Source organism: Chryseobacterium tructae, from assembly GCF_030409875.1.
Lineage (GTDB): Bacteria > Bacteroidota > Bacteroidia > Flavobacteriales > Weeksellaceae > Chryseobacterium > Chryseobacterium tructae.
In genome coordinates, this window is sequence record NZ_JAUFQR010000001.1 from 2,975,753 (window position 1) to 2,999,385 (window position 23,633).

At 35.2% G+C, this 23,633-nt stretch carries 21 protein-coding genes and 3 pseudogenes; 9 read left to right on the plus strand and 15 right to left on the minus strand.

The features are described from left to right. The first annotated feature begins 3 nt into the window (after positions 1–3). From QWZ06_RS14750 to QWZ06_RS14770, 5 genes and pseudogenes are all read left to right on the plus strand, one after another. Positions 4–732: a DUF72 domain-containing protein gene (locus QWZ06_RS14750; protein WP_290299106.1), complete on the plus strand. Its 729-nt coding sequence runs from the start codon at positions 4–6 to the stop codon at positions 730–732. A gap of 315 nt (positions 733–1,047) precedes the next feature. Further along, positions 1,048–1,908: a polysaccharide deacetylase family protein gene (locus QWZ06_RS14755; RefSeq protein ID WP_290299108.1), complete on the plus strand. Its 861-nt coding sequence runs from the start codon at positions 1,048–1,050 to the stop codon at positions 1,906–1,908. A gap of 112 nt (positions 1,909–2,020) precedes the next feature. After that, entirely contained in the window at positions 2,021–2,680 is a 660-nt protein-coding gene (locus tag QWZ06_RS14760) for a YggS family pyridoxal phosphate-dependent enzyme (protein ID WP_290299110.1), read from the plus strand. A gap of 56 nt (positions 2,681–2,736) precedes the next feature. Next, positions 2,737–3,921 carry a sigma-54-dependent transcriptional regulator gene (locus QWZ06_RS14765; protein WP_290299112.1) on the plus strand — a complete coding sequence of 395 codons (1,185 nt, stop codon included), beginning with the start codon at positions 2,737–2,739 and terminating at the stop codon, positions 3,919–3,921. Positions 3,922–4,020: 99 nt separating this feature from the next. Then, positions 4,021–5,381, plus strand: a pseudogene (locus tag QWZ06_RS14770) (MATE family efflux transporter). A 318-nt stretch (positions 5,382–5,699) separates the two neighbouring features. On the opposite strand, the gene QWZ06_RS14775 reads toward QWZ06_RS14770, so the two are convergent. Together QWZ06_RS14775 and QWZ06_RS14780 are read right to left on the minus strand one after the other, a co-directional pair. After that, positions 5,700–6,203, minus strand: a complete 504-nt coding sequence (locus QWZ06_RS14775) for a GNAT family N-acetyltransferase (protein ID WP_290299114.1) — start codon at positions 6,201–6,203, stop codon at positions 5,700–5,702. A gap of 392 nt (positions 6,204–6,595) precedes the next feature. After that, a complete protein-coding gene (locus QWZ06_RS14780) occupies positions 6,596–7,156 on the minus strand; it encodes a Crp/Fnr family transcriptional regulator (protein ID WP_290299117.1) in 561 nt (186 codons plus the stop codon). 75 nt (positions 7,157–7,231) lie between these two features. Here QWZ06_RS14780 and QWZ06_RS14785 point away from each other — a divergent pair, with 75 nt between their 5' ends. After that, entirely contained in the window at positions 7,232–7,921 is a 690-nt protein-coding gene (locus tag QWZ06_RS14785) for an HAD family hydrolase (protein WP_290299119.1), read from the plus strand. A gap of 88 nt (positions 7,922–8,009) precedes the next feature. Here the strand turns inward: QWZ06_RS14785 and QWZ06_RS14790 are convergent, their stop codons facing one another. The 3 genes from QWZ06_RS14790 to era form a co-directional block, all read right to left on the minus strand. Beyond that, the gene (locus QWZ06_RS14790; RefSeq protein ID WP_290299122.1) at positions 8,010–10,412 is read right to left on the minus strand and encodes an alpha/beta hydrolase family protein; all 2,403 of its coding nucleotides are present in this window, start codon (positions 10,410–10,412) and stop codon (positions 8,010–8,012) included. Between the two features lie 152 nt (positions 10,413–10,564). After that, positions 10,565–10,993 (minus strand): DoxX family protein, encoded by a 429-nt coding sequence (locus tag QWZ06_RS14795; protein WP_290299124.1) that lies wholly within the window; start codon positions 10,991–10,993, stop codon positions 10,565–10,567. A 67-nt stretch (positions 10,994–11,060) separates the two neighbouring features. Next, positions 11,061–11,936, minus strand: a complete 876-nt coding sequence (gene era / locus QWZ06_RS14800) for a GTPase Era (RefSeq protein WP_066698033.1) — start codon at positions 11,934–11,936, stop codon at positions 11,061–11,063. A gap of 427 nt (positions 11,937–12,363) precedes the next feature. On the opposite strand from era, the gene QWZ06_RS14805 reads away from it, so the two are divergent. After that, entirely contained in the window at positions 12,364–12,927 is a 564-nt protein-coding gene (locus QWZ06_RS14805) for a Crp/Fnr family transcriptional regulator (RefSeq protein ID WP_290299131.1), read from the plus strand. Between the two features lie 250 nt (positions 12,928–13,177). On the opposite strand, the gene QWZ06_RS14810 is transcribed toward QWZ06_RS14805, so the two are convergent. After that, positions 13,178–13,369 carry a hypothetical protein gene (locus tag QWZ06_RS14810; protein WP_290299133.1) on the minus strand — a complete coding sequence of 64 codons (192 nt, stop codon included), beginning with the start codon at positions 13,367–13,369 and terminating at the stop codon, positions 13,178–13,180. A gap of 32 nt (positions 13,370–13,401) precedes the next feature. On the opposite strand from QWZ06_RS14810, the pseudogene QWZ06_RS14815 reads away from it, so the two are divergent. After that, positions 13,402–13,733: pseudogene (locus QWZ06_RS14815) on the plus strand (DMT family transporter). 114 nt (positions 13,734–13,847) lie between these two features. Here the strand turns inward: QWZ06_RS14815 and QWZ06_RS14820 are convergent. The 6 genes and pseudogenes from QWZ06_RS14820 to QWZ06_RS14845 all read right to left on the minus strand — a co-directional run bounded on the left by QWZ06_RS14820 (position 13,848) and on the right by QWZ06_RS14845 (position 19,823). After that, positions 13,848–14,615, minus strand: a complete 768-nt coding sequence (locus QWZ06_RS14820) for a class I SAM-dependent methyltransferase (RefSeq protein ID WP_290299135.1) — start codon at positions 14,613–14,615, stop codon at positions 13,848–13,850. After that, positions 14,615–15,424 carry a type I methionyl aminopeptidase gene (gene map, locus QWZ06_RS14825; protein WP_290299137.1) on the minus strand — a complete coding sequence of 270 codons (810 nt, stop codon included), beginning with the start codon at positions 15,422–15,424 and terminating at the stop codon, positions 14,615–14,617. The genes QWZ06_RS14820 and map overlap by 1 nt, the downstream gene beginning before the upstream one ends. 83 nt (positions 15,425–15,507) lie before the next feature. Next, the gene (locus tag QWZ06_RS14830) at positions 15,508–15,939 is read right to left on the minus strand and encodes a BT0820 family HAD-type phosphatase (RefSeq protein WP_290299139.1); all 432 of its coding nucleotides are present in this window, start codon (positions 15,937–15,939) and stop codon (positions 15,508–15,510) included. 99 nt (positions 15,940–16,038) lie between these two features. Continuing rightward, positions 16,039–17,016 carry an acyl-ACP desaturase gene (locus QWZ06_RS14835; RefSeq protein ID WP_223598898.1) on the minus strand — a complete coding sequence of 326 codons (978 nt, stop codon included), beginning with the start codon at positions 17,014–17,016 and terminating at the stop codon, positions 16,039–16,041. 149 nt (positions 17,017–17,165) lie between these two features. Further along, positions 17,166–18,705 (minus strand): annotated as a pseudogene (gpmI, locus tag QWZ06_RS14840) (2,3-bisphosphoglycerate-independent phosphoglycerate mutase). A 188-nt stretch (positions 18,706–18,893) separates the two neighbouring features. Beyond that, positions 18,894–19,823, minus strand: coding sequence for a DUF2268 domain-containing putative Zn-dependent protease (locus tag QWZ06_RS14845; protein WP_290299141.1), 930 nt, complete (start codon positions 19,821–19,823; stop codon positions 18,894–18,896). 180 nt (positions 19,824–20,003) lie between these two features. Here QWZ06_RS14845 and QWZ06_RS14850 point away from each other — a divergent pair, with 180 nt between their 5' ends. Further along, entirely contained in the window at positions 20,004–20,327 is a 324-nt protein-coding gene (locus tag QWZ06_RS14850; RefSeq protein WP_290299142.1) for a translation initiation factor, read from the plus strand. Between the two features lie 2 nt (positions 20,328–20,329). Here QWZ06_RS14850 and QWZ06_RS14855 read toward each other — a convergent pair whose 3' ends face one another. The 3 genes from QWZ06_RS14855 to QWZ06_RS14865 all read right to left on the minus strand — a co-directional run bounded on the left by QWZ06_RS14855 (position 20,330) and on the right by QWZ06_RS14865 (position 23,529). Beyond that, positions 20,330–21,229 (minus strand): leucine-rich repeat domain-containing protein, encoded by a 900-nt coding sequence (locus tag QWZ06_RS14855; RefSeq protein WP_290299143.1) that lies wholly within the window; start codon positions 21,227–21,229, stop codon positions 20,330–20,332. Between the two features lie 135 nt (positions 21,230–21,364). Then, the gene (locus QWZ06_RS14860) at positions 21,365–22,408 is read right to left on the minus strand and encodes an alkaline phosphatase PhoX (protein ID WP_290299145.1); all 1,044 of its coding nucleotides are present in this window, start codon (positions 22,406–22,408) and stop codon (positions 21,365–21,367) included. Beyond that, entirely contained in the window at positions 22,333–23,529 is a 1,197-nt protein-coding gene (locus tag QWZ06_RS14865) for an alkaline phosphatase PhoX (RefSeq protein WP_290299148.1), read from the minus strand. Before QWZ06_RS14865 ends, QWZ06_RS14860 begins: the two co-directional genes overlap by 76 nt. Between the last annotated feature and the right edge of the window lie 104 nt (positions 23,530–23,633).

Consider the following 23,633-nt stretch of genomic DNA (forward strand, 5'->3'; position numbering starts at 1 on the left):
AGGATGAAAAAAGAAAATCTTTACATCGGTTGTTCAGGGTTTTATAATAATGACTGGAAAGGGTCTTTATATCCTGAGAATGCCCAAAGTAAAGATTTTCTTTCTTTATATGCCGAAACTTTTAATACCGTAGAGATCAATTCTACATTCTATAGAATTCCTACTGCTAAAACACTTTTAAAATGGTACGATGAAACCCCCGAAGCCTTTAGGTTCTTTATCAAAATCCCAAAAACCATTACCCATCAAAAACGTCTTGCAGATTCCAAAGAAGAGATTACTGTATTTTGTGATCATATCCATAAACAGCTTCAACAAAAGCTTTCAGGATTCCTGTATCAACTTCCACCTTCTTTTAAAAATACTCCGGAAAATATAGATCTGATCATCAACCATATTGACAATAACTTTTTAAATGTCATTGAATTTCGTCATGAATCCTGGTGGAAACAGGAAATTTTCGACCTTTTAAAAAGCAATAACATTATCTTCTCTGGTGTAAGCTTTCCAGGGAACCTTTCCGAAGATGTTATTATCAATCATTCTGACATAATATATTATAGACTTCATGGAAAACCTGTTCTTTATAAGTCTGAATACTCTGAAGATTTTCTAAATCATCTTGCTGAAAGCATTAAAACCATTCCACAGACTACTTTTATATTTTTCAATAATACCTGGGGGAATGCTGCTATTAAAAACACAATATACCTGAAAAGTATTTTAATCTAAAATGAAATATTTGACCAAAATTTTTCCCATCTATACATTTCATAATTGTTAAAATAAAATAATTCCCAAATAAAGGAAGAATATCTTTATCTCAACAAAAATAGAAAAAGACTATCGTTTTAGCATTTATAAATGTTAAGATTCAACGAAAACAAAATCATAACTCAACAATCTATATTTTAATAAAAATAGCCTTTAAAATAAAGTTCTTAAAATAAACTTAAAAAGGAAAAACAGAGAAAAATATGGCATGTAATTTGTTAACATTCATACGTTATTTTTAACGATTTTTAACAATACAATTCCATTACCTTTATGAGAAAAATTTTTGCGGGAAAGTCAAAAAATAAGGCTTTTCTCGGGATGTTTGCATTGATGAGTGCAACTTCAGTAGTCTTAAACAGCTGTAATTTTAAAAATGAGGTGAACGACACGCTAAGTTCACAAGAACATCCTACCGCAGAAACTGCACCCAAAATGGACAATGAAAGCATAGACCCTGACAAAAGAGTGATCTACCTTACCTTTGACGACGGCCCTAATCAGGGAACAGAAAATCTCTTAAAGATTCTTGACAAAAGAAATGTATGTGCCACCGCATTTTTGGTGGGGAAACATGCTTATGGGAGTACAAGACAAAAAAATGATTTTAAGCTTTTAAAAGACAATCCTCTAATTGAACTGGCCAATCATAGTTTTACTCATGCTCACAATAAATATACCGATTTTTACAAAAGTGCCGATGCTGTTGTACGTGATTTCGATATCGCCAAAGACAGCCTGAAACTTCATGATAAAATAGCAAGGACTCCCGGAAGAAACATCTGGAGACTTAACAATATTAATGTCACTGATATTAAAAGTACTACTGCAGCCGCAGATGGTCTTAAAAGAGCAGGTTATAAAGTAATAGGCTGGGATCTTGAATGGAGACCTACTCATAAAATGACCTTGAAAGGGAGCCATGAGGCTATGCTGAAAAAAGTAGACAGTATTTTCCTTAATGACCTTGAAAAAACTTCAAGACACCTTGTATTTCTTACTCACGACCAATATTTGAGAGATACAGATTCTATCAATGAGCTGGATTTGTTTATTGAGAAATTACAGAAGAGCAACAAATTTGTTTTCAGAAAGATCTCTCAATATCCGAAGATCAATGAGGTTCTGAATTAATCTGAGAGATTAGTTTTGATAATGAACAGATTTATCATGAAAAAAATCTGTTTTTTTATAAGTTTAGGCTTTAAACTTTGAACCTTCCCCTAAATTTCAGAAATTTGCATTTATGAGTATTAAGGAAAATTATAAAACGATACAGGATAAACTTACCTCAGATATTGAACTGGTTGCCGTTTCAAAAACGCATCCGGTTTCTGCTATTCAGGAGGTTTATGATCTCGGGCAGAGAGTTTTTGGAGAGAACAAAGTTCAGGAGTTAATGGAAAAAGCACCTCTCCTGCCTGAAGATATTCAATGGCATCTGATTGGGCATTTGCAAACCAATAAAGTGAAGTATATTGCTCCATTCATAGATACGATCCAAAGTGTGGATTCGGAAAAACTATTAGCTGAAATCAACAAAGAAGCAGGCAAAAACAACAGGTCTATTAAAGTTTTACTTCAGGTAAAAATTGCAGCGGAAGAAAGTAAATTCGGATTGGAAATCTCAGAAGCTAAAGCTCTTTTCCAACATTATGCTGAAGGAAATTTCCCTCATGTTGAGATTACCGGATTGATGGGAATGGCAACTTTTACAGATAATGAGGGACAGATCAGAAAAGAATTTTTAACTTTAAAGGCGCTTTTTGATGAATTAAATCAACTAAAATCTTTAAAAACCTTATCAATGGGAATGAGTGATGATTTCCCTGTTGCGATTGAATGTGGAGCCAACTCTGTAAGGGTAGGATCTGCAATTTTCGGAAGAAGAGACTATTCCATATAGAATATTTAGGTATGGTTTTTGCTAATAATTGAAACAAAAAATTTAAATTTGCGACTATGCAAAAAATCCTTATAGTAGAAGACGAAAAAGCAATCTCAGGAGTACTTCACAGTATTCTTTCAGACGAACTTACAGATTATGAATTTGTTATCGCCGAAGACGGCCTTGAAGGTTACAAACAGGTAGAAAAAGAAGATTTCGCTCTGGTGATCTCTGATATCAAAATGCCTAAACTTTCAGGAACCGAGCTTTTGAAGCAGAGTCTGTTATTAAAACCTGAAACTACATTTATCATGATTTCAGGCCACGCAGACATTGATTCTGCTGTTTCCTGCTTAAAAGATGGTGCATATGACTTTATCTCTAAGCCTATTGACATCAACAGATTGATCACCAGTGTAAAGAATGCTTTAGTAAAAGAAACTCTGAAGAAAGAAAACAAAAATCTTCAGACTGAGAATAAGACTTTAAAGAGAAAGGTAAATAAAAAATACCAGATGATCGGGAACTCTCCTGCATTGCAGAAGATTCAGGATATGATCGAAAAGGTAGCCGTTTCTGATGCCAGAGTTCTGATTACAGGACCTAATGGTGCCGGAAAAGAATTGGTAGCTCACGCTATTCACAATCAAAGTGATCGTGCAAGAGGTCCTATGGTGGAGGTTAACTGTGCTGCTATTCCATCTGAGCTTATTGAATCTGAGCTTTTCGGACACGTAAAAGGTTCTTTTACCGGAGCTATTAAAGATAAGCAAGGAAAATTTGAACAGGCTAACGGAGGAACTATCTTCCTTGATGAGATTGGAGATATGAGTCTTATCGCTCAAGCTAAGGTATTGAGAGCTCTTCAGGAAAGCAAAGTATCTCCTGTAGGAAGTGATAAAGAAATAAAAGTTGATGTGAGAGTAATCGCAGCAACCAATAAAAATATGCAGAAAGAGATTGAGGAAGGGAAATTCAGAGAAGACCTTTACCACAGACTTTCTGTAATTGAAATTTATGTTCCACCATTGGATGATAGAAAAGATGATATCAAATTACTGGTTGAGCATTTCTCCGGTATGATTGCTGATGAGCATGGTACCGCTATGAAAAAGTTTGACGATAAAGCTATTGATGCTTTAAAAGCTCTTTCATGGACTGGAAATATCAGGGAATTAAGAAACGTTGTTGAAAGGTTAATTATTCTTGGTGGAAACACTGTTTCCGAAGGTGACGTTGCAAGTTTTGTAAGGAAATAATACCACTATTATTACAATATTATAAAAATTTGCAGTATTACTACTGCAAATTTTTTTTTGACCTATTTAAAATATAAACTATATGAATCTTAAAATATTATGAAATTTTTAGACAAAAAATACACAAAGGAATGCCTGACTTTAGCTCTGCCTGTAATGCTTACTCAGGTGGGGCAAGTTTCAGTTAACTTATTTGACAATATTATTGTCGGACAACTATTAGGAGCAGATGCATTGGCCTCAGTTTCATTAGGAAATGCAGTATTCTTCTCCATATTTGTATTAGCACTTGGTTTCTCTTTTGCTATACCACCATTGGTTTCAGAAGCGCATTCAAGAGAAGATCATGCTACGATCAATTCTGTTTTCAGTCATGGTTTTGTGATCAATATGACCGTTGGTTTTCTCCTGATGGTTATTCTCTTATTAGGAATGCCTCTACTCTATCATTCAGGACAGCCGGCGAAGATTATTCCGGATACGGTAAGCTTTTTAAGCATCATGGTGATCAGTATGATTCCCTTCATGGCGTTTCAGACGCTTCGTGAGGTTTCAGAAGGGCTTTCTTATACGATTGGAGTGACTAAGGCTACTATTATTGCCAACATTATTAATATCGCCTTAAACTACGTGTTTATTAAAGGACTTTGGGGAATCCCTGCAATGGGAGTACAAGGCTCTGCTTTAGCAACCTTAATTTCCAGAATATTCATGGTTGTTTTCCTTTATTTTGTATTGCTAAAGGAAAAAAGAACGAGACGTTATATCAAGGATTTTTCATTAAAAATTCAAAGCTTCTCAAAAGCAATGTTTGATAAAATGGTAAGATTAGGCCTGCCCACTGCTTTACAAATGTTCTTTGAAGTAACTGCTTTCGCCGGAGCAGCATTCATCTGTGGATTAATCTCAGCACATGATATTGCTTCTCACCAGATTGCTTTGAGTATGGCTTCATTTACTTTCAACCTTTGTGTTGGATTCAGTGTGGCTTCTACGGTGATGATCGGAAGAAAATTGGGCGAACAAAACTTTGTTGAATTGAGAAAGGTAGGAATTAATAATCTAAAGATCGCATTCATTTTTATGTGTATCTGTGGATTGGTTTTCATCTTAGGAAGAAATACACTGCCAACTTTCTTCACGAAAAAAGAAGAAGTTGAAGTAATCGCTTTAGCATCAAAACTAATGATCATTGCTGCTTTATTCCAGCTTTCTGATGGTATCCAGGTAACGGCCTTAGGAATGCTAAGAGGTTTACAGGATGTGAAATCCCTTCCATCTATACCTTTATTGCCTATTGGGTGATTACCATTCCATTGGGATATTTCTTCTGCGTAACGCTAGGAAAAGGAGCTTTCGGAATGTGGATTGCTCTTGGATTAGGATTAACGGTTTCTGCTGTTTTCCTGGTCAAACGATTTTTAAATATGTCTGCAAAAAGAATTAAGCAGAATACGTAATAATAAAAGGCTGTTTCTATAGAAGCAGCTTTTTTATTTTTAACGTGGTAAAGCTCGTTTCTATTGAATTTAACAAAAAGAAATCACCTACAATGCTGCCATTCATTCAGTAAGAATCTAAATATGCAAACAAAAAGATTGTTAAAACTAATAATGAATGGTAAAAGTTTATGAAAATTTTTAATTGATCAATTGCCATTTTCATGAGAACCCCAACAATAAGCATTTTATAATCTATCCAATCTGCTAAATCAGCATGAGGTTTTTAATACAACAATAATAGAAGAGGTTATTTCGTTTGAAATAACCTCTTCTATTTTATTTAATTCTTTTCCCTAAAATCTTCAGACTTCGTTCAATACCATCCAGAATAGCCACATCAGGAAGTGTCCCCCAATCTTCAAAACCAAAGTGTCTGAACAGTTTCAAACTTGGTTCATTATGAAGAAAAATAAGAGCAACCAGATTATTCACTCCAAATTTTCCTGCATTGTCAATACAATATTGGAGGATGGTTTTACCATAGCCTTTTCCTCGGGAGGTTTCATCCAGATAAATGCTCACTTCCACAGTTCCGCTATAAGCAGACCTTTCATGAAAAGAACTAAAACTCACCCATCCTACCATCTTTCCAGCCATATCTTCTACAGCCCAGAGTGGTCTTGTTTCAGAATTATGCTCATTGAACCATTTTACTTTGCTTTCCACTGTAACTTCTTCTATATCTGCCGTTACCATTCTGGAAGCGATAGTTGAGTTATAAATGGCTACAATTTTATTTAAATCGGCTAATTCTGCATTTCTGAATTTTATATTTTCCATTGATATTGGATTCAACTTTTACAATGCAAAAATAATAAATTTCAAAACACCCCCATTAAAATAGAATGAATTATTTTAATTTTAATAAAAATAACACAACCTCCCCCAGTATTAAAACAAAATAATTGTAAAATAATATTTTTATTAAAATACGCAAAGGCGCAATAAGATATTAAAATTGAATGTTTTTAAGGCGCAAGGATTTTATCTACGATAAAATTGAAGGCTGCATCTAATGCCACAAATGCACCAATAATTTATCAGCGTAGGAAACATAGAATATTATAGTGGAAAGATATTTTTTTCTGCTGAGAATCTTAGATTCTTTTGCGTCTTAAAGATATGCATAAATGATATAAAATCTTTGTGCCCTTGTATTTCTCCAAGGAATTCTATTTTAGATCTTTAAGAATTCTGTTTAAGCTTCTAACTGTGATTCCTAAGTAAGCAGCCATATCTTCTTTCGAAATCTGGATGTTCTGTTTCGACTGCATTTTCAGCAATTGTGTAAGGGTATGTTCTATGGTGTAAAGTTGTTGATATGAGGCTCTGCTTGAGGTATTGATAATACGATCTGCAAAAGAGCTCAGTAATAAATTATTAAGAATTAGGTCTTTTTGAACTAATTCATTAAAATAGGATAGGTTTACGGAATACACTACGACTTCTGTTAACGCTTCAATACCGCACAAACAAGGGATATTTTTAATCAATTCCACTTCTCCAAGAATCTCACCGCTTCCCAGAAATTCAACAATATATTCTTTTCCGTTTTCTTCTTCAAAGGAGCATTTTGTAATTCCTTCTTTAATCAACATAACCTTAGAAACAGATTGATCCTGAACTAATAAATGTTGACCTTTTGAAAATGATTGCAGTATTATATTCCCACCTGTTTGTTTATGATAAAGTTCTTCAAGGTGGCTTAAAAATGATTGATTCGTTCGTAACATACTTCTTCGGGACAATTGTCCTTTGCGGTTTTATTTTTTATCTGGAAATTTGAGGTAGAAATTTACAAAACAAAAATGAATAATCATATTACGACGATAGCCTTTGATGCTGATGATACTCTTTGGATCAATGAACCTTACTTTCAGGAAGCGGAAAAGGAATTTTGTGTTTTGCTTGAGGACTATCTTCCTCAGCATTCCGTATCTCAGGAACTCTTTAAAACAGAAATGAATAACCTGCATCTGTATGGATATGGAGTAAAAGGATTTATGCTTTGCATGATCGAAACAATTGGTAAAGTTTCAAACAATACAGCTTCTCTTCAACTCGTAAACAAAGCGATTGAGTTGGGTCAGGAACTTCTTCAGAAACCTATTGAACTTTTGGATGGAGTTACTGAAACTCTTGAAAGTTTAAAAGGGAAATACAGGCTCGTTGTGGCAACAAAGGGAGATCTGCTGGATCAGGAGCGCAAGTTGAAAAACTCGGGACTACAGGAATATTTCCATCACATTGAGATCATGAGTGATAAAAAGGAATACGATTATAAAAAATTGCTCAAACATCTTGACTGCCAACCTGCACATTTTCTCATGCTTGGAAATTCTATCAAGTCGGATATTTTGCCTGTATTGGAAATTGGTGGATCTGCAGCCCACATTCCTTATCATGTTACCTGGAGCCATGAGCAGCAAGACATCAATCTGGAACATGAAAATTTTATGGAATTGAAAAATATTAATGAGATCTTGAAATTTCTTTAATAATTAAGGTCTCAAGAATGCTAAGCTAGGCTTCACTTAGCATTTCAAAAATAAAAAGGCTGCCTCGAAGTGAGACAGCCTTTTCATACTATTTTTTCAAACATTTATCAAGGAACTGATCTTGCTCCCATAAAACGTGGAATATATTCTCTTTAGCCTGATATCCGTGTGATTCTTTTGGAAGAAGAACCATTCTTACCGGCGCGCCAAGGTTTTTCAATGCCTGGAAATATCTTTCCGTTTGCAATGTAAAAGTTCCCGGATTATTATCGGCATCACCATGAATAAGAAGCAATGGAGTCTTCATTTTATCAGCATGCATAAACGGAGACATTGTGTTATAGATCTCCGGAACATCCCAGTAGTTTCTCTGCTCACTCTGGAAGCCAAATGGAGTAAGTGTTCTGTTATAAGCTCCACTTCTTGCAATACCACAAGCAAAAAGATTAGAATGCGTCAATAAGTTAGCTGTCATAAATGCTCCATACGAATGCCCTCCAACTGCAACTTTCTTTTTATCAATATACCCTAACTGATCTACAGCATTAATCGCGGCATCAGCATCGGCTACCAATTGAGTAATAAAGGTATCATTTGGTTCTGTTTTTCCTTCTCCGATGATCGGGAATGCAGCATTATCCAACACCGCATATCCTTTAGTCACCCAGTACACGAAAGATCCGTAATACGGGAAGGTAAAGTCGTTATCATTCTGAGTACTCTGACCCGCTGTATTTTTATCTTTAAATTCTCTCGGATAAGCCCAGATCAATAAAGGTAGCTTTTCTTTCTTTGCCTTTCTGTCATAGTTTGCTGGCAAGTAAAGAGTTCCTGTCAATGTAACGCCATCATTCCTTTTATATGTAATTACTTCTTTATAAACATCTTTGATGCTTTCAAATGGATTTACAAAATGAGTTACTGCTTCAGCTTTACTAGACTTAATATTCTTTTTGAAGAAGTTTGGATATTGGCTTGAAGATTGTTGCGTCGTTAAGATCTCCCCTTTTGAAGGGTTTAAAATATCTACAATGCTTTCTTTAGCTCCTTTAAGATTGGAAGTATATAATCTTTTTTTCTTTAGTGATTTGATGTCCATTTCATCAATAAACGGGTGCTGCCCATCTTTTGTAAAACCATCTCCCATCAGGTAAGCCTTTCCTCCTTTTAGATCAATAACAGATCTTCCATATTGGTTTTTTACCTTATTAAATTTTCCTGGATCACTATAAACATCCTGAGAATTTCTATCATCAATAACTTTTGAATCACCGTTATTAAGATCAACCAGGAAAGTTTTGGTATTTCTCGTATCATACCATTCTTCTGAAACTAAAGCATAATGGTCATTTGTCCAGTCTACATCTTCAAATCTCTGCTTGGTCTTAAAGAATGATTTCGGAGCTGCAGTAAACGGAGCTTCCCAAGTAAAGATCTCATCTCTGTATTCTGAAGTCTTATACTGATCTCCACCATCAAGAGCTTCCGTAAAGACTAATGTTGCAGGAGTATCGTTTCTCCATGACATTTCTCTCTTCCCGGTTCTTACTGATGAGAAACCTTTAGGCATAATTTCATTCAGCGGAATTTCATTCACAACTTTTACCGCATTCCCTTTGGTATCATATACTGTTGTGGTCATAGGGAACCTGTTTAAAGGAACGATATATGAGAATGGCTTTTTAATAACTGAGGCCATTAGATAATTTCCGTCCGGAGAAAAGCTTAAACCCGTATACATATCCTGGTTCATTACCTTTTTAAGAGTACCATTCAGATCTACGTTACTTACTTCTGAAGTTACCAATGTTTCAAAGTTCTTTTCATCCTGTGGATTCTTTAAAAGATCTTGATACGTTCTGTTCTGAGAGACTTTTCCATCTGCAGTAGAAACAATTGGCCCTGTTGGAAGGTCTTTTCCTGAATCAATTAAAGCAGGTCTGTTCTGAGGAAGTGTTCTGATTAAAAGGCTTTGGGAATCATTATACCAAAGATATGGAGTTCCTAAATTCGCATTCAGAATGTCACTTGTAAGCTTTTTGGCTGTAGCTGTTTCCATATCTATCATCCATAGCTCTACTCCCTTATTGGTGGTATTGGTAAAAGTCAGCTTCTTTTCATCCGGTGAAAACTGAACATGAGCAATTTTTGCTCCTGCAGGCAGATTCTTCACCTGAACTTCATTTTTATCACTGAACTTTCTTACTTTAAGGTTGTTGAAATAGATTACCGTACTTGCTATATTGGTGACTGGGTTTATTCTTAATCCCCCAAGCTTCATTTCTTGCTGATTAAGATCCTCCAAAGTTTTATACGTTGGACGATAGGTAAAAACTACCCAATCTTTTTTGTTGTTCATCAAAACAGCTGGTGGTCTTTCATAATCTGCCAGCTTCAGGATTTCAGCAGAGGGCTTTTGATAAGTAATATTCTCCTGTGCATCATAAAAATTGAGAAATGCCAGAAGGCAAATTGTCAGTTTTATCTTCATATAGATTCATTTTCTACGAATGTAGTGATTTTTAATAGAATTATAGTATAAAAATTCACCTACAATCCCCGATAATAAAGACATTTGCAAAAAATAACTCCAATAAAAAAGAGCATCCGAAGATGCTCTTTTCATTATATATTGTATAATATTTACCAGTCTGAAGCTCTTTTTCTTCTTTCAATTAAATGATCTACAGAAACTTTTCCAGCTCCTAAAACCATCAGAAGAAGATATACAGAAAGATAAATAAGACTCATTTCTCTTTTTTCAAAGGGATCTGCTCCATGAACTACAAATCCTGCAATAACCATTGTAAAGATCAAAACCCCCAAGGAAACTCTTGTAAAAAGTCCTAATATCAGTAGAATGGAACAAACAAACTCAGCAAAAACGGTAAGAATCAGGGTGATCTGTGGCCCCATTCCTAAGAAATCGAAAAATTCGATTTTACCACCAGCTAATAACATTTGGAGCTTTGGATATCCGTGAGAAAGCATTGCAAAACCCACAAATACTCGTACTGCTAATAAAATGATATCTTTCGGTATTGAGCTCGAATTTGAATTATTATAGTTCATTTACTAAAAAATTTAGACTAAGGTAATAAAAATCTTTTAATACAACGGGTTTTACAGCATTTTTAGTCTATCTGTAACCAAAATTCTTAAGGTCTCTGTCATTCTTTCGCCAGTCTTTTTTCACCTTAACAAATAAATTGAGGTGAATCTTTTTGGAAAAGAACTTCTCAAGATCCAATCTTGCTTCTGTACCTACCTTTTTGATAGCCTCTCCTTTATGTCCAATAATAATTCCTTTTTGGGTATCTCTTTCTACATAAATAATAGAATCGATAAAAATAATTCCTTCTTTTTCTTTGAACTGCTCCGTTACTACTTCTACAGAATATGGAATTTCTTTATCATAATTCAGAAGAATTTTCTCACGAATGGCCTCATTTACAAAGAATCTTTCCGGCTTATCTGTATACTGATCCTTATCATAATAAGGTGGGTTCTCAGGCAATAAAGATTTTAATTTAGGTAAAATAACCTCTGTATTAAAAGCATTAAGGGCAGAAATGGGTAGGATTTCCGCTTTTGGAATCCTGTTATGCCAATCTTCAACCAATTTTTCAAGTCCTGCCTGGTCGGTTTGATCTACTTTATTCAATAATAAAAGTACAGGAACAGGGATTTTATTTAATTTATCAATTAAGAACTCTGAAGGTTCTGCTTTATCAGTTACATCAACAATGAACAGGAATACATCAGCATCCTGAAGGGAATCTTTTACAAAATCCATCATCTTTTCCTGCAAACCATATTTTGGATCCAATACTCCCGGAGTATCGGAAAATACAATCTGAAGATCCTCCTCATTATAAATACCAAAAATTCTGTGACGGGTTGTCTGAGCTTTCTGCGTTACAATCGCCAACTTCTCTCCCATTAATTGGTTGAGCAGTGTTGATTTTCCGGCATTGGGCTTTCCAACTATATTTACAAATCCAGCTTTGTGCATAAAAATAATATTACGAACTGCAAAGTTAGTAAAACAAAATTGGTCTTTACCTTTAATCTCAATATTTAACCGAAAAAAGAGAGTTATTCGTCGTTGAAGCATATCTCAAAGAGATTTTTGAAGAAAGTTTGGCCATCAGATTTTTAAACTTTTATATCTGAACCGTAAAGTCCCAAAAGTTTTTTGAACACTTAAGTTCACTTTAGAAAACTTAAAATGATGCTATAAAATAAGGGCACTTAAGTTTTGAAAATCTGAGATTTTCATAGATATGCAACAGAATATCAAAAACTTAATATGATTCTTATTGAATCAAGGTACACATTGATAGACAATCCTCTTTCTTCTTTTATCACAAAAAACTGTAAAATAATTTTGTATTGCATTGCCTAAAACTGATATTTTTGAATATTAGAATTCATCTTTTATGAATATAGACCAGATTCTTGACCAAATTTATATACTTCCGGAAGCTTCTAAAAATAGCTTGAAAGCATATATTACTGAAGTTTCCCACCCTAAAGGGTACTGCCTGATGGAAGCTAACAAGGTCATTCCTTTTGTATATTTTATCCGCAAAGGAATTGCCCGTGCTTACTCTTCCACCTCAGAAAATGATATTACATTCTGGTTTGGAAGTGAAGGTCAGTGTGTTCTTTCTATGAAAAGTTATGTGGAGGACAAACCTGGTTATGAAAGTATTGAATTACTGGAAGATTGCGATCTGTATAGCCTGGAAACAGAGCACCTCAAAAAACTGTTTAATGAGGACATCCATATTGCAAATTGGGGAAGAAAACTCGCTGAAGCGGAAATGATTAAATCTGAAGAATTGATTATTTCAAGACAATTCAAAACCTCTCTTGAGCGATATAAGGACATTATCCAGTATCAACCTGATCTGCTTAAAAGAGTTCAGCTCGGACACATCGCTTCTTATCTTGGGATTACACAGGTCAGCTTGAGCAGAATCCGGGCGGAGATTAAATAATTTATGTGTTTGAGGAGGGAAGCTCGAAGAGGGAGGATAGAAGTTTATGCCAGTCTCTAAAAACTTCTCTGTTTTATTAATTAATCTAAGGTCATTTTAAATTTTGGCTAAAGCCGAAGGAATGGTTATTTATATCGAGAGCGGACTAAAGTCCGCTCCTATTGATATTATGGTGTATGTGATATCAATATTAGTGATTATTTATTGAAATAAAAACAAGCCGCTAACTGCTTTTATCTACAAGCTCTCATTAATTAAGCAACAACCCATTCCAACTGCCATAACTTCCAACCTCCAGTCCCATCTTTCTATCAAAAAAATTATTGATTAAGTAACAGAACATTCCCATTCCAATTACCATAACTTCCCTCTCCCAGCCTCCAGCTTCCCTCTTATATAAAACATCATTTTTTAACAATTGTAAAATGTTTTTTCCTTTCAAATCCTGAAATTTGCAATAGAAAAATTTTAAAAATGAATTGGATAATATTAGTTATCGCAGGATTATTTGAGGTTGCCTTTGCCTCTTGTTTAGGAAAGGCAAAAGAAACATCAGGAACGGAAATGTATCTTTGGTATACCGGCTTTCTGATAACGATGACTATCAGTATGCTTCTTCTGATTAAAGCAACACAAACGTTGCCTATTGGAACGGCTTATGCGGTATGGACAGGAATTGGAGCGGTAGGAACTGCTTTGATGGGAATTATTTCTTTAAAGATCCAGTAAGCTTCTGGAGAGTATTCTTTATTATGACTCTTATTGGTTCCGTTGTAGGATTAAAAGCTGTGTCTTCATCACATTAAGATAAAAATATAAACTTCTATCTATATTTAAAAATGAAACCGCCTTCATAACGAAGACGGTTTTGTTTTTTGATTATATTTCAGAATGCACTGCTTCCTTACTTTATATTTTTATTATTTTTTATAAACTAATGGCAATATTTCATTGCTTCTTAGCCCAAATTTCTTTATTTCTTCTTCAGAAAATTTCTGTGAATAAAAATTGATATCTGTTTCAAATCCTGCATTTTTTAAACGGTCAAAGTAATCCATTCCGTACCAGCGGACATGATCGTACTGGCCGAAATGTTTCTGGCGTTCTTTCGGATCTTTGATGGTAAAATCTTCATAGGTTTTTTCCAGTGAATTTTTCATCGGAACCTGAAGAATTCCCCATCCACCCGGCTTCATTACCCTGTACAGTTCACTCATTGCTTTTGCATCATCTTCAATATGTTCCAGAACATGGTTACAGAAAATGATATCAAAGCTGTCATTCTCGAAAGGTAAATCCAAAATATCAGCCTTCACATCTACAATAGGAGAATATAAATCTGCAGATATATAATTCAGATTGCTCATTCTCTTGAATTTTCTTAAAAATTCCTGTTCGGGAGCAATATGCAGTACTTTATAATTTTTAATAAAAAAATCGGTTTCGTTCTGAAGATACAGCCACATCTGACGGTGTCTTTCCAGACTTAATGTTCCTGGAGAAAGAGCATTTTCCCTTTGTTTTCCATATCCATACGGCAGAAATTTGCGATAAGATCTTCCATCAATAGGGTCATAAAACTCATCTCCTTTGAAAAACTGATAAATAAGCGGTCTTGCCCAGATGCTCATTTTAATAAGCATTGGACGTGGAATTTTATTCAGTAAAAGCTTAGTTATCTTTTTCATTAAAAATCCAGTTGGAAAGGCTTTTCTTCATCGCTTACAATACCCAATGCTTCATATACATAGTCAAATGTAGAAAGCAATACCGGCTTACCGTTGATTACTGCTACATCATGCTCAAAATGTGCAGAAGGCAGGTTATCTAAAGTCGTTACCGTCCATCCATCGTTATGGAATTTCACTTTTTCGGTTCCAAGGTTAATCATCGGTTCAATCGCAATGGCCAAACCATCTTTGATTACTTTTCCGCTTCCCTGTTTTCCATAGTTAGGAACCTGAGGATCTTCGTGCATTTGTCTTCCCAAACCATGCCCTACCAATTCTTTTACTACTCCATATCCTTCTTTTTCACAATGTTTCTGAATCGCATGAGAGATATCTCCGATTCTTTTTCCTCTGATACATTGCTCAATACCTTTATAAAGAGATTCTTTAGCTACTTTCAAGAGTTTTTTAACTTCCGGTTTTACTTCACCGATTTCAAAAGTATAAGCATGATCTCCTACAAATCCGTTTAAAATAACGCCACAGTCTACAGAAAGAACATCTCCTTCTTTTACTACTTCATTATTGGGGAAACCATGAACTACCTGCTCATTCGGAGAAATACACAAAGAGTTTGGAAAACCTCCATATCCTAAGAACGCAGGTTCAGCCCCATGATCTTTAATAAAATCGTGAGCTAATTTATCTAAATATAAAGTCGTAATTCCCGGCTTAATCTCTTTTGCCAGCATTCCCAATGTTTTAGAAACTAATCGGGCACTCTCCTTCATCAGACGCAGTTCGTCTATTGTTTTTAATTGAATCATTGTATTAATTTACCAATGTATTAATAAATCAGCGTAATAATATGATTGACAATAAGTACGCTGTTAAATTGTTATATTTTATTTTACCAGAAAAGTCCTTTTTTCTTTTCTTTTTTAAGTTTTGAATAGGCCAAAACTTCTTTTCCTTCTACACGGAATTCTATTCTTTCCTGAATAATATTATAGATCTCACCCCATCCAGGGAATCCGCCTAAATTTCTATCGTCAATAAACCAGTCTGCATCTAATTTTCTGGATTGATTTTCAGAATCAAAAACTTCTCCTTCGAAGCTTGAGTTCACTGCATAAAATTCTATTCCGTTTTGCTTGCAAAATTCTATTGCTTCATCTAACGTTTTTCCGTGTCTGTATGTCCAAAGAATAAGCCTGTATCCTTCTGCCTGTAATCTTTTCAAGGTCTCGAAAGCGAAGATCTTTGCCTTCCCAATTCCCGGATAAGCATCATCAACAATAGTTCCGTCAAAGTCAACAGCAATCTTTTTATTATTTAACATTTTGTTCTTTTTTTAGCTTTGCAAAGATAAGAAATAAAAAAGAGTGCCAAAAAGAAAGGCACTCAATACTTTTATAATTTAAAATAATAATATGGGCTACTAGCTCTTAACCCAGTTAAACTGGAACTGAAGATCCGGAGTAGAAACTCTGTCTGTAATCTTCTGTAGTCTTGCAGGTAATTTCATCAGGTATTCCTGAGCTTTTTCTGCTTTTTCTGTAAGACCTTTTACGTGCTCAATCTTCCATTCATCCAACAGATCTTTCATAATGTTGATATAATCCTGACCTGTATACACCATACATCTTTGTGCAGCATCTGAGAAATGTCCCCAAAGTTCTCCTGCCTTTTGTCCTGATTGTCTCATCAGGTGAGCCGGCATTACGATCTTCTTACGCATCATATCTTCGAAAGCAAGAATCATTTCTGATGGGTCTACTTCAAGGATTTTAGCTACGAAATGCTTGTAAGCTTTTGCATGTCTTGCTTCATCAGCTGCAATGACACCACACATTTTAGCTAATTTTCCGTTTCCGGACTGTTTAGCTAAAGTTCCTACTCTTCTGTGAGAGATATTGGTGGCTGTTTCCTGGAAACTTGTATAAATAAAGTTTCTGTATGGATCCATACTTGTTCCCAAGTCAAATCCATCATTAATAAGATATTGAGTGGTAATTTCTACCTCTCTCATATTGACTCTACCACACAGGTAAAGGTATTTATTTAATAAATCTCCGTGTCTGTTCTCTTCTGCTGTCCAGGCTCTCACCCAATTCGCCCAGCCTAATTTTTCCTCTTGATTGATTCCGTCAACACCCATTAACCAAGACTCATAAGAAGGAAGAGCTTCTTCCGTAATACAGTCTCCGATTAGCGTTACAAACAAGTCGTAAGGCATTTCACGGGCAAAAGTCTGAATTTCTTCCAGATCATGTTTAAATTCTTCGCTTGAAGGATCTGGTAAATAATCAGAAGGCTGCCAAATTTTTTCAATTGGAGTTAAAAATTTATCAAGAAAAGAACCTACTTCCTTTTCCAATAATCCCATTACTTCTTTCCTAACAAGCTTTTGATACATTTTTATATTCAGTTTTTAATTAACAAAGATATGATTTATTTATTATTTAACGCATAATAAAGTATGCAACTCATACCTTATCTGACATAAATCATAAAAAATGCCGATATATAAGTATAACGGCATTTTTTTAACAATATTATTGAATTTTAGTTAACTAAAATATCTCCTGTCATTGCATTTGGTATTTCTACTCCCATTACACTAAGGATGGTAGGCGCTACATCGCCCAATTTTCCTGGCTTTAAGCTCCAAGTATGGTCTTTATCCATCACAATAAAAGGTACTAAATTCGTTGAGTGCTGTGTATTAGGTGTTCCATCTGGATTCAGCATTACATCTGAATTTCCATGGTCAGCCAAAATGAATACAGCATATCCGTTTTCGTAAGCTGCAGTAGCTACTTTTTCGATACATGCATCTACTGTTTCTGCTGCTTTTACTGCTGCTTCAAACACTCCTGTATGCCCTACCATGTCTGTATTCGCAAAGTTCAGACAAACGAAATCCGCAGTCCCTGCTCGAGTTCCGGAACAATAGCATTGGTAATATCATACGCTGACATTTCAGGTTTTAAATCATAAGTAGGAACGTCTTTAGGACTTGGACACAACAATCTTTTTTCCCCATTGAATTCCTCTTCTCTTCCTCCTGAGAAGAAGAAAGTAACGTGTGGATATTTTTCGGTTTCAGCAATTCTGATCTGAGTTTTTCCGTTCTTCTCCAAAACTTCGCCCATTGTTTCTGTTAAAACATTTTCGTCAAAAACTACCTGAACATTCTGGAATGTCTTGTCGTAATTGGTTAATGTAATATAATTAAGGTTTAGCTTTTTCATTGAATATTCAGGGAAATCCTTTTGAGAAAGCACTTCTGTAATTTCTCTTCCTCTGTCTGTACGGAAGTTGAAACAAATTACCACATCATTCTCAATAATCTTAGCAACAGGTACAATATTTCCTGTAGCGGTAGTATTCATTAAAATGATAGGTTTCAGGAATTCATCTGTTACATTATTGTCATAAGAAGCACGGATAGATGCCAAGGCGTCTGTACTTTGCTCTCCTATTCCTTCTACAAGGGCATCGTAAGCTAATTTTACACGCTCCCATCTTTTATCTCTGTCCATGGCGTAGTATCTTCCTACAACAGTAGCCAGCTTTCCGGTAGTGGCTTCCATATGGTTCTGAAGCTCTTCAATAAAGCCTAATCCGGAATGCGGATCGCAGTCTCTTCCGTCTGTGAATGCATGTACAAAGACATTTCATTCAGACCAAATTCTTTAGCTGCAGTCAATAAGCCTTTCAGGTGATTGATATGTGAGTGTACTCCTCCATTGGAAACCAATCCTATAAAGTGTATTTTTTTATTTTCTTTTTTGGCATAATCAAAAGCATCCTGAATGACTTTTTCCTGTCCCAAGGTTCCGTTTTCAACGGCCATATTTAGTTTTACCAGATTTTGGTAAACAACTCTTCCGGCTCCAAGGTTCATGTGTCCTACTTCGGAATTTCCCATCTGTCCTGCAGGAAGACCAACCGCTGAACCGCTTGCTTCAAGGGTAGTGTGTGGAAATCTTTGATAACAGCTATCTATAAATGGTGTATTTGCTTTGTCTATGGCAGAAACGTCCGGGTTTGTTCCCAATCCCCATCCGTCAAGAATTGCTAATATTGCTTTTTTTGACATTTTGTAAAACTTTAGTACACAAATTTACCTAATTTCCGATGAATAGAAGAATTTGAAACCTCCAATTTTACACCAAGCTCATAATCAAAATCTAACATTGATAGAGACGGGATATTTTAAATCTTATAATATCTCGCAGATTCAACAGATTGAGCAGATCTTAATTATTTTTATTTTATTTAATATGATTATTCTTTAAAAAAGTCTTCGAACTTCATATTGTTGTTCTTTGTATATTCTTTAATATAGGGATCTAAGAACCCACTTTCTTTTAAGAATAATAAAGGATCGCTAATATTTAAAATATCTCTAATTGCTTTGTGCTTATCGGTCTGTTTATTGAAATAGGCTTCAGAAATTTTATATCCCATCCAATACCCGAGATCATTGGGACGGTCGTCTTTCTTGGTGGTTCCATAAAGCCAATCCATAGGACTGCTTGTTTTTAATACGGTTACAAATTCTCTGTATAATTTGTCAGAATGAGCCTCGCCATACTGATAAAACGGGCTATTATTTGTTTCTCCTGAAACCAGCTCACTGATAAAATCGGCACTTCCTTCGCTAATACAGTATTTCAGCAAATTATCTTTTCCTTTAATATTCTGTTGAAAATGGACTAATTCATGTGAAATAAGTCCAACAATTCCATCCAAATTTCTAAGGTTTTCTGTTCCTATCATCACACCGTCTTTGGTAAAAGTACCTCCGGTATTGAATCTTCCGTATACAAAATAGATGGGTGGAAATTGGGCTTCAGGATACCAATACTTCATTCCTGCGTAAATGGATCTAATTCTTTTTTCTTTTTGTTTCAACCCTGATAAAACATTGCGGCTTTCCAGGTAATCTGCTTTTCTCTTTTTTGCCATTGTATATAGAGAGTCAGCATTAATGATCCTGTTTTCTGTAAAACCTTTCACACCTGGAGAACCATTTTTCATATAGTCTATGAATGGATTCTGTTTTGAGGTTTCCATTTTATCAAATGCTTTCCAGAAGTTTTCGGTATCTTTTGTTTCAAAAACAGCCTTTAAAGGGTCAGTAGAAAAACCGGTTTGGGCGTTGGTTATTCCGAATGTAAGAAGTAAAGTTGCGAAAATATGGCTGGTTTTCATATTAGTTTTTAAAGGTAACGATCAAAAATATAAAAAATTGTACCGGATCTAAGTTTAAAACTATATTTTTCAGCATCCAACCTCATCTTTAGATTTTGATGAAGCATATTTCTCTAAAAAAGGTTTATAATTTCAGAAACAGATCTTCTATAAATGAATAAATCTTTTTAATTTTGCGTTATGGACTTACGTGATCAACTGAAGAATCTTTTTCCTGAACATGAAGAGCAGGATTTTGAAATGCCTGAAGAAGCATTCAAGCAGAAAGAACCATTGGTATGCAAATTTGAGAAGAAAGGAAGAAATGGCAAGCCTGTAACGGTTGTTGAAGGTTGGGAAGGCAGTGAAGAAGACCTTAAAAAAATCTCAAAGAAAATAAAAACCACCTTAGGAATAGGCGGTTCTGAGAAGGACGGGACGATTATCATTCAGGGAGACAACCGTGATAAAATAATGGCTATCCTTAAAGATATGGGTTATAAAACCAAACGTGTTGGCGGGTAGGTCTAGAAATAGACCTGGGTTTCCGGCAGTAACGTTTTTAGTTTCTCAATTTTAGATTTTTCTATAGGATTTCCTGTAAGAATCAAGGTTTTCAGCTTTTTAAGCTGACTTATTTCTACAGGAATATCTTTCAGACTATTGTTGGCCAGATTCATACTGACCACATTCTTTAATCCTTTTATACCAGATGAAATTTCCGTGATATTATTATCACTGGCATTCAGAAATTCAAGTTCCTGAGCTTTAAAAAGATTTTCCGGAAGTCGGCTAATTGCATTTTGTTGCAATTCAAGATATTTTAAATTCTTGGGAAATGACAAGTTGCCCATGTCATTGATTTGGTTATTGGCCAGATTTAAAAATTTTAAATTTTTGATCTTATAGAGTCTGTCAGTGATAAAACTAATTTGATTTCCTTCCAGATTGATCTCCTGCAAACTAGGAATTTCCATAAGTGCTTCTGGAAAGACATTAAGGTTATTGGCATCGAAATGAACAACTTTAAGGTTTTGAAGTTTGGCAATATTAGGATTAATACTTGTCAGACTATTCAGGTTTATGGAAAATGTAGTCAGCTTTTTAAGTTCATTGATTTCATCGGGAATATATTTGATGCTGTTTTCGTTTACATTCAAAAATTCCAATTCTTTGAGTGTAAATAATACCTGATCCATTTTCTCCAGCTTATTTGCCATTATATTTAAAAAGAATATTGAATCCAGTTTTGCAATCTGAGGTGGAAGATTAAACAATCCTTTTTCTCTGAAGCTCATACTGTAAACAGTTTTCTCACTCTTCAAAGCGTCTTCAATATTGGTAAAAGTAGGATATTTGACCGGGTCAATCTGAGCGTTCACCTGAGACAAAGATAAAATGGAAATAAGTAGGATAACCTTTTTCATATGGAGATATTTACAGTTTTTTAAAGATCCTATGCAATTGCATTATCTTAATCTGTGTTTGCAAATCATAACGATTTATAAACAGAAAAAGCCTGCCAGTAACTTTCGCTACCAACAGGCAGAATTATAAATAATTTATTTCTTTAAAAGTTTTACCGTTTTCTGGAATCCTCCTTCTGCTTCAATATTAAGGATTAAAACACGAGATCCTTCCAATTGTGGTGTAAAGTCAAGGTCTAATGCTTTGTTTGTTCCATTAAACTTCTTCGTATACACAATTTTTCCGTCCATACTATAAGCGGTCACCGAAATATCTTTTAATCCTTTTGGTGAATTGATTTTCACTATTCCGGAGGTAGGATTTGGTGCTACCGTTACTGTATTTTCTTCTATTTTATTTTCCCCTGTTCCCAAAGAACCCTGAGTTCCTAAGTTTCCTTTAAGGGCAATAACCACAGTAGCAGATTTTCCTCTGTAATCAATTGTATTTCCTGTAGCATCAATATCTGTAGAGATGGTAGCATCAGGATGCTGAATTGAGAAGAAACCGAATTTATGGTCAGGCGTGAATGTTAATCCTGTAGGTTCAGATCCTGCCGGCATAGAAGCAAATAATCTTACTTTCGGATTAGCCTGTGTATGATCCGGAGCAATTACCCAAATATAGTTTTTACCACCATCCTGAAGTACCCAAAGGTTTCCAAGCTCATCAAAGGTAAGGTTATCATTTCCATCAGCCCATGCTTCAGATTTTAACCCTTGAGGGGTATCAAATGAATATACTGTAGAATCTCCTCCTACGAAAGTTTCTACTTGCGAAGCTGTTGTTCCATCGTCTTTTAAACGGTATACTCTATCCAATCCTTTTGCTGTAAAATAAATTTTACCATCCAATGGACTGATATCCACATCTTCAATTCCGTTAAATTTAGTTCCCCCTAATGTTTTAGCTGCATTATTGGTATTGTTCTGATCTGCCTGCGTTTTATTAGGAACCTGAATCCATGTTGCTGTAGTCCCTGCCGGATCACCAGCTGCTGTTAATCCCTGATCTAATTTCAATACATAAAGATTTCCTGAAGAAAGATCATTGGGTGTATCCATTACATATTTATACACCATATGGGTACCTCCATCTTCTCCGTAATAGGCAACAGTCCCTGCATTATTGATGACCACATTTCATGGTTCATAATTCCCATCTGCCAAAGCTTCCCTTTAGAGCCGTCTGCATTTTTAGATATCACCTGAGCTGTTGCAGGATCAATTTCTACAAGCCAACCGTAATCTTTGTATCCATCGCCATTGGAGTCATTATTCGCTACAGATTCTTCTGCTGTTACTACAGTTCCCCATGGCGTAATACCTCCTGAACAGTTTCTGATTGTCTGTACCAAGCTAGGAGCTGAAAAGCTTACCGCTCTTGATCTGGTTAACTGCCAAAGCTTTGTAGAAGCATTATAATTAACCTCAGCCATTGTAACACCTCCCGGATTGGTTTCGTGATTTACGGAAAGATAACCGTTTGTACTGCTTCCGGATTTGGCAACATAAGCCGTAAAGTCATTCTGACCGCCAACTAAACCACCACCTTCAGTATAATTATCTCCTTCTTTTAAAATAAGCTGGTATTTGTGCTCTGCAGGAATAATTAGTTTATTTGTCTGTGCGGTAGGAACAATAGAGGTAAAGCAACTGATATGAGTACCATTACATGCAATAGGTGTTGGAGTGGTATTTCCTGTTGTTTTCAGATAGGCATCAATTCTAAGATCTGAACTGGTAACACTTCTATTATGCAATTCAATAGAAATTCTATTAACTCCGTTTACAAATTTTGATTTCGGAATAGAAAAAATATTATATATATTCTCGGCAGCCCCATCAATCGTTGTACTTGATAGGGTATTGAACGTAATTACCCCTGAAGGCATATTATCTCTTACGACTTCTTCTCCGTTAAGATAAACAACAATACCATCATCCCTCATTACACCCAATTCTACATTGTCCGAAAGAGTGGCCAAATCTATAGTAATATCTTTAGCAAAATAAGCCGTAACCAGCCCAGTATTTCCAGAGTGAATTGTTGTAGCAACAGGATCGCCATACCCTAATGGTGCATTACCTACAGGCCAGGAAGAGATGTTATAGCTTTTAGTTTTCCATGCATCAGGTTGTGCCTGATCAAGATCTTGATAACTCCATGATGTTCCTTTATCAAAAATAAGGGTCTGTGCATGGATGCCAGAAGTGGCAAGTAGAGCCAATGCTCCAATTGTTAGTAGTTGTTTCTTCATTTCAATTTCGATTTATTAGACCTTGCAAAGCTATTTTTTAAAGGCTACATTCCTGTTAATGGGATTTTAAATATGAACTCAGGAATATTAACTAATTTAAAACC

What these genes read in the sequence shown, in the direction of transcription:
- QWZ06_RS14805 (WP_290299131.1), top strand. Translation starts at nt 12,364, where the DNA reads ATGAATATAGACCAGATTCTTGACCAAATTTATATACTTCCGGAAGCT.
- QWZ06_RS14835 (WP_223598898.1), bottom strand. Translation starts at nt 17,016, where the DNA reads ATGTATCAAAAGCTTGTTAGGAAAGAAGTAATGGGATTATTGGAAAAG.
- map (WP_290299137.1), bottom strand. Translation starts at nt 15,424, where the DNA reads ATGATTCAATTAAAAACAATAGACGAACTGCGTCTGATGAAGGAGAGT.
- QWZ06_RS14775 (WP_290299114.1), bottom strand. Translation starts at nt 6,203, where the DNA reads ATGGAAAATATAAAATTCAGAAATGCAGAATTAGCCGATTTAAATAAA.
- QWZ06_RS14785 (WP_290299119.1), top strand. Translation starts at nt 7,232, where the DNA reads ATGAATAATCATATTACGACGATAGCCTTTGATGCTGATGATACTCTT.
- QWZ06_RS14850 (WP_290299142.1), top strand. Translation starts at nt 20,004, where the DNA reads ATGGACTTACGTGATCAACTGAAGAATCTTTTTCCTGAACATGAAGAG.
- QWZ06_RS14750 (WP_290299106.1), top strand. Translation starts at nt 4, where the DNA reads ATGAAAAAAGAAAATCTTTACATCGGTTGTTCAGGGTTTTATAATAAT.
- QWZ06_RS14855 (WP_290299143.1), bottom strand. Translation starts at nt 21,229, where the DNA reads ATGAAAAAGGTTATCCTACTTATTTCCATTTTATCTTTGTCTCAGGTG.
- QWZ06_RS14755 (WP_290299108.1), top strand. Translation starts at nt 1,048, where the DNA reads ATGAGAAAAATTTTTGCGGGAAAGTCAAAAAATAAGGCTTTTCTCGGG.
- QWZ06_RS14845 (WP_290299141.1), bottom strand. Translation starts at nt 19,823, where the DNA reads ATGAAAACCAGCCATATTTTCGCAACTTTACTTCTTACATTCGGAATA.
- QWZ06_RS14795 (WP_290299124.1), bottom strand. Translation starts at nt 10,993, where the DNA reads ATGAACTATAATAATTCAAATTCGAGCTCAATACCGAAAGATATCATT.
- QWZ06_RS14765 (WP_290299112.1), top strand. Translation starts at nt 2,737, where the DNA reads ATGCAAAAAATCCTTATAGTAGAAGACGAAAAAGCAATCTCAGGAGTA.
- QWZ06_RS14820 (WP_290299135.1), bottom strand. Translation starts at nt 14,615, where the DNA reads ATGAAAAAGATAACTAAGCTTTTACTGAATAAAATTCCACGTCCAATG.
- QWZ06_RS14760 (WP_290299110.1), top strand. Translation starts at nt 2,021, where the DNA reads ATGAGTATTAAGGAAAATTATAAAACGATACAGGATAAACTTACCTCA.
- era (WP_066698033.1), bottom strand. Translation starts at nt 11,936, where the DNA reads ATGCACAAAGCTGGATTTGTAAATATAGTTGGAAAGCCCAATGCCGGA.
- QWZ06_RS14780 (WP_290299117.1), bottom strand. Translation starts at nt 7,156, where the DNA reads ATGTTACGAACGAATCAATCATTTTTAAGCCACCTTGAAGAACTTTAT.
- QWZ06_RS14830 (WP_290299139.1), bottom strand. Translation starts at nt 15,939, where the DNA reads ATGTTAAATAATAAAAAGATTGCTGTTGACTTTGACGGAACTATTGTT.
- QWZ06_RS14865 (WP_290299148.1), bottom strand. Translation starts at nt 23,529, where the DNA reads ATGAAGAAACAACTACTAACAATTGGAGCATTGGCTCTACTTGCCACT.
- QWZ06_RS14790 (WP_290299122.1), bottom strand. Translation starts at nt 10,412, where the DNA reads ATGAAGATAAAACTGACAATTTGCCTTCTGGCATTTCTCAATTTTTAT.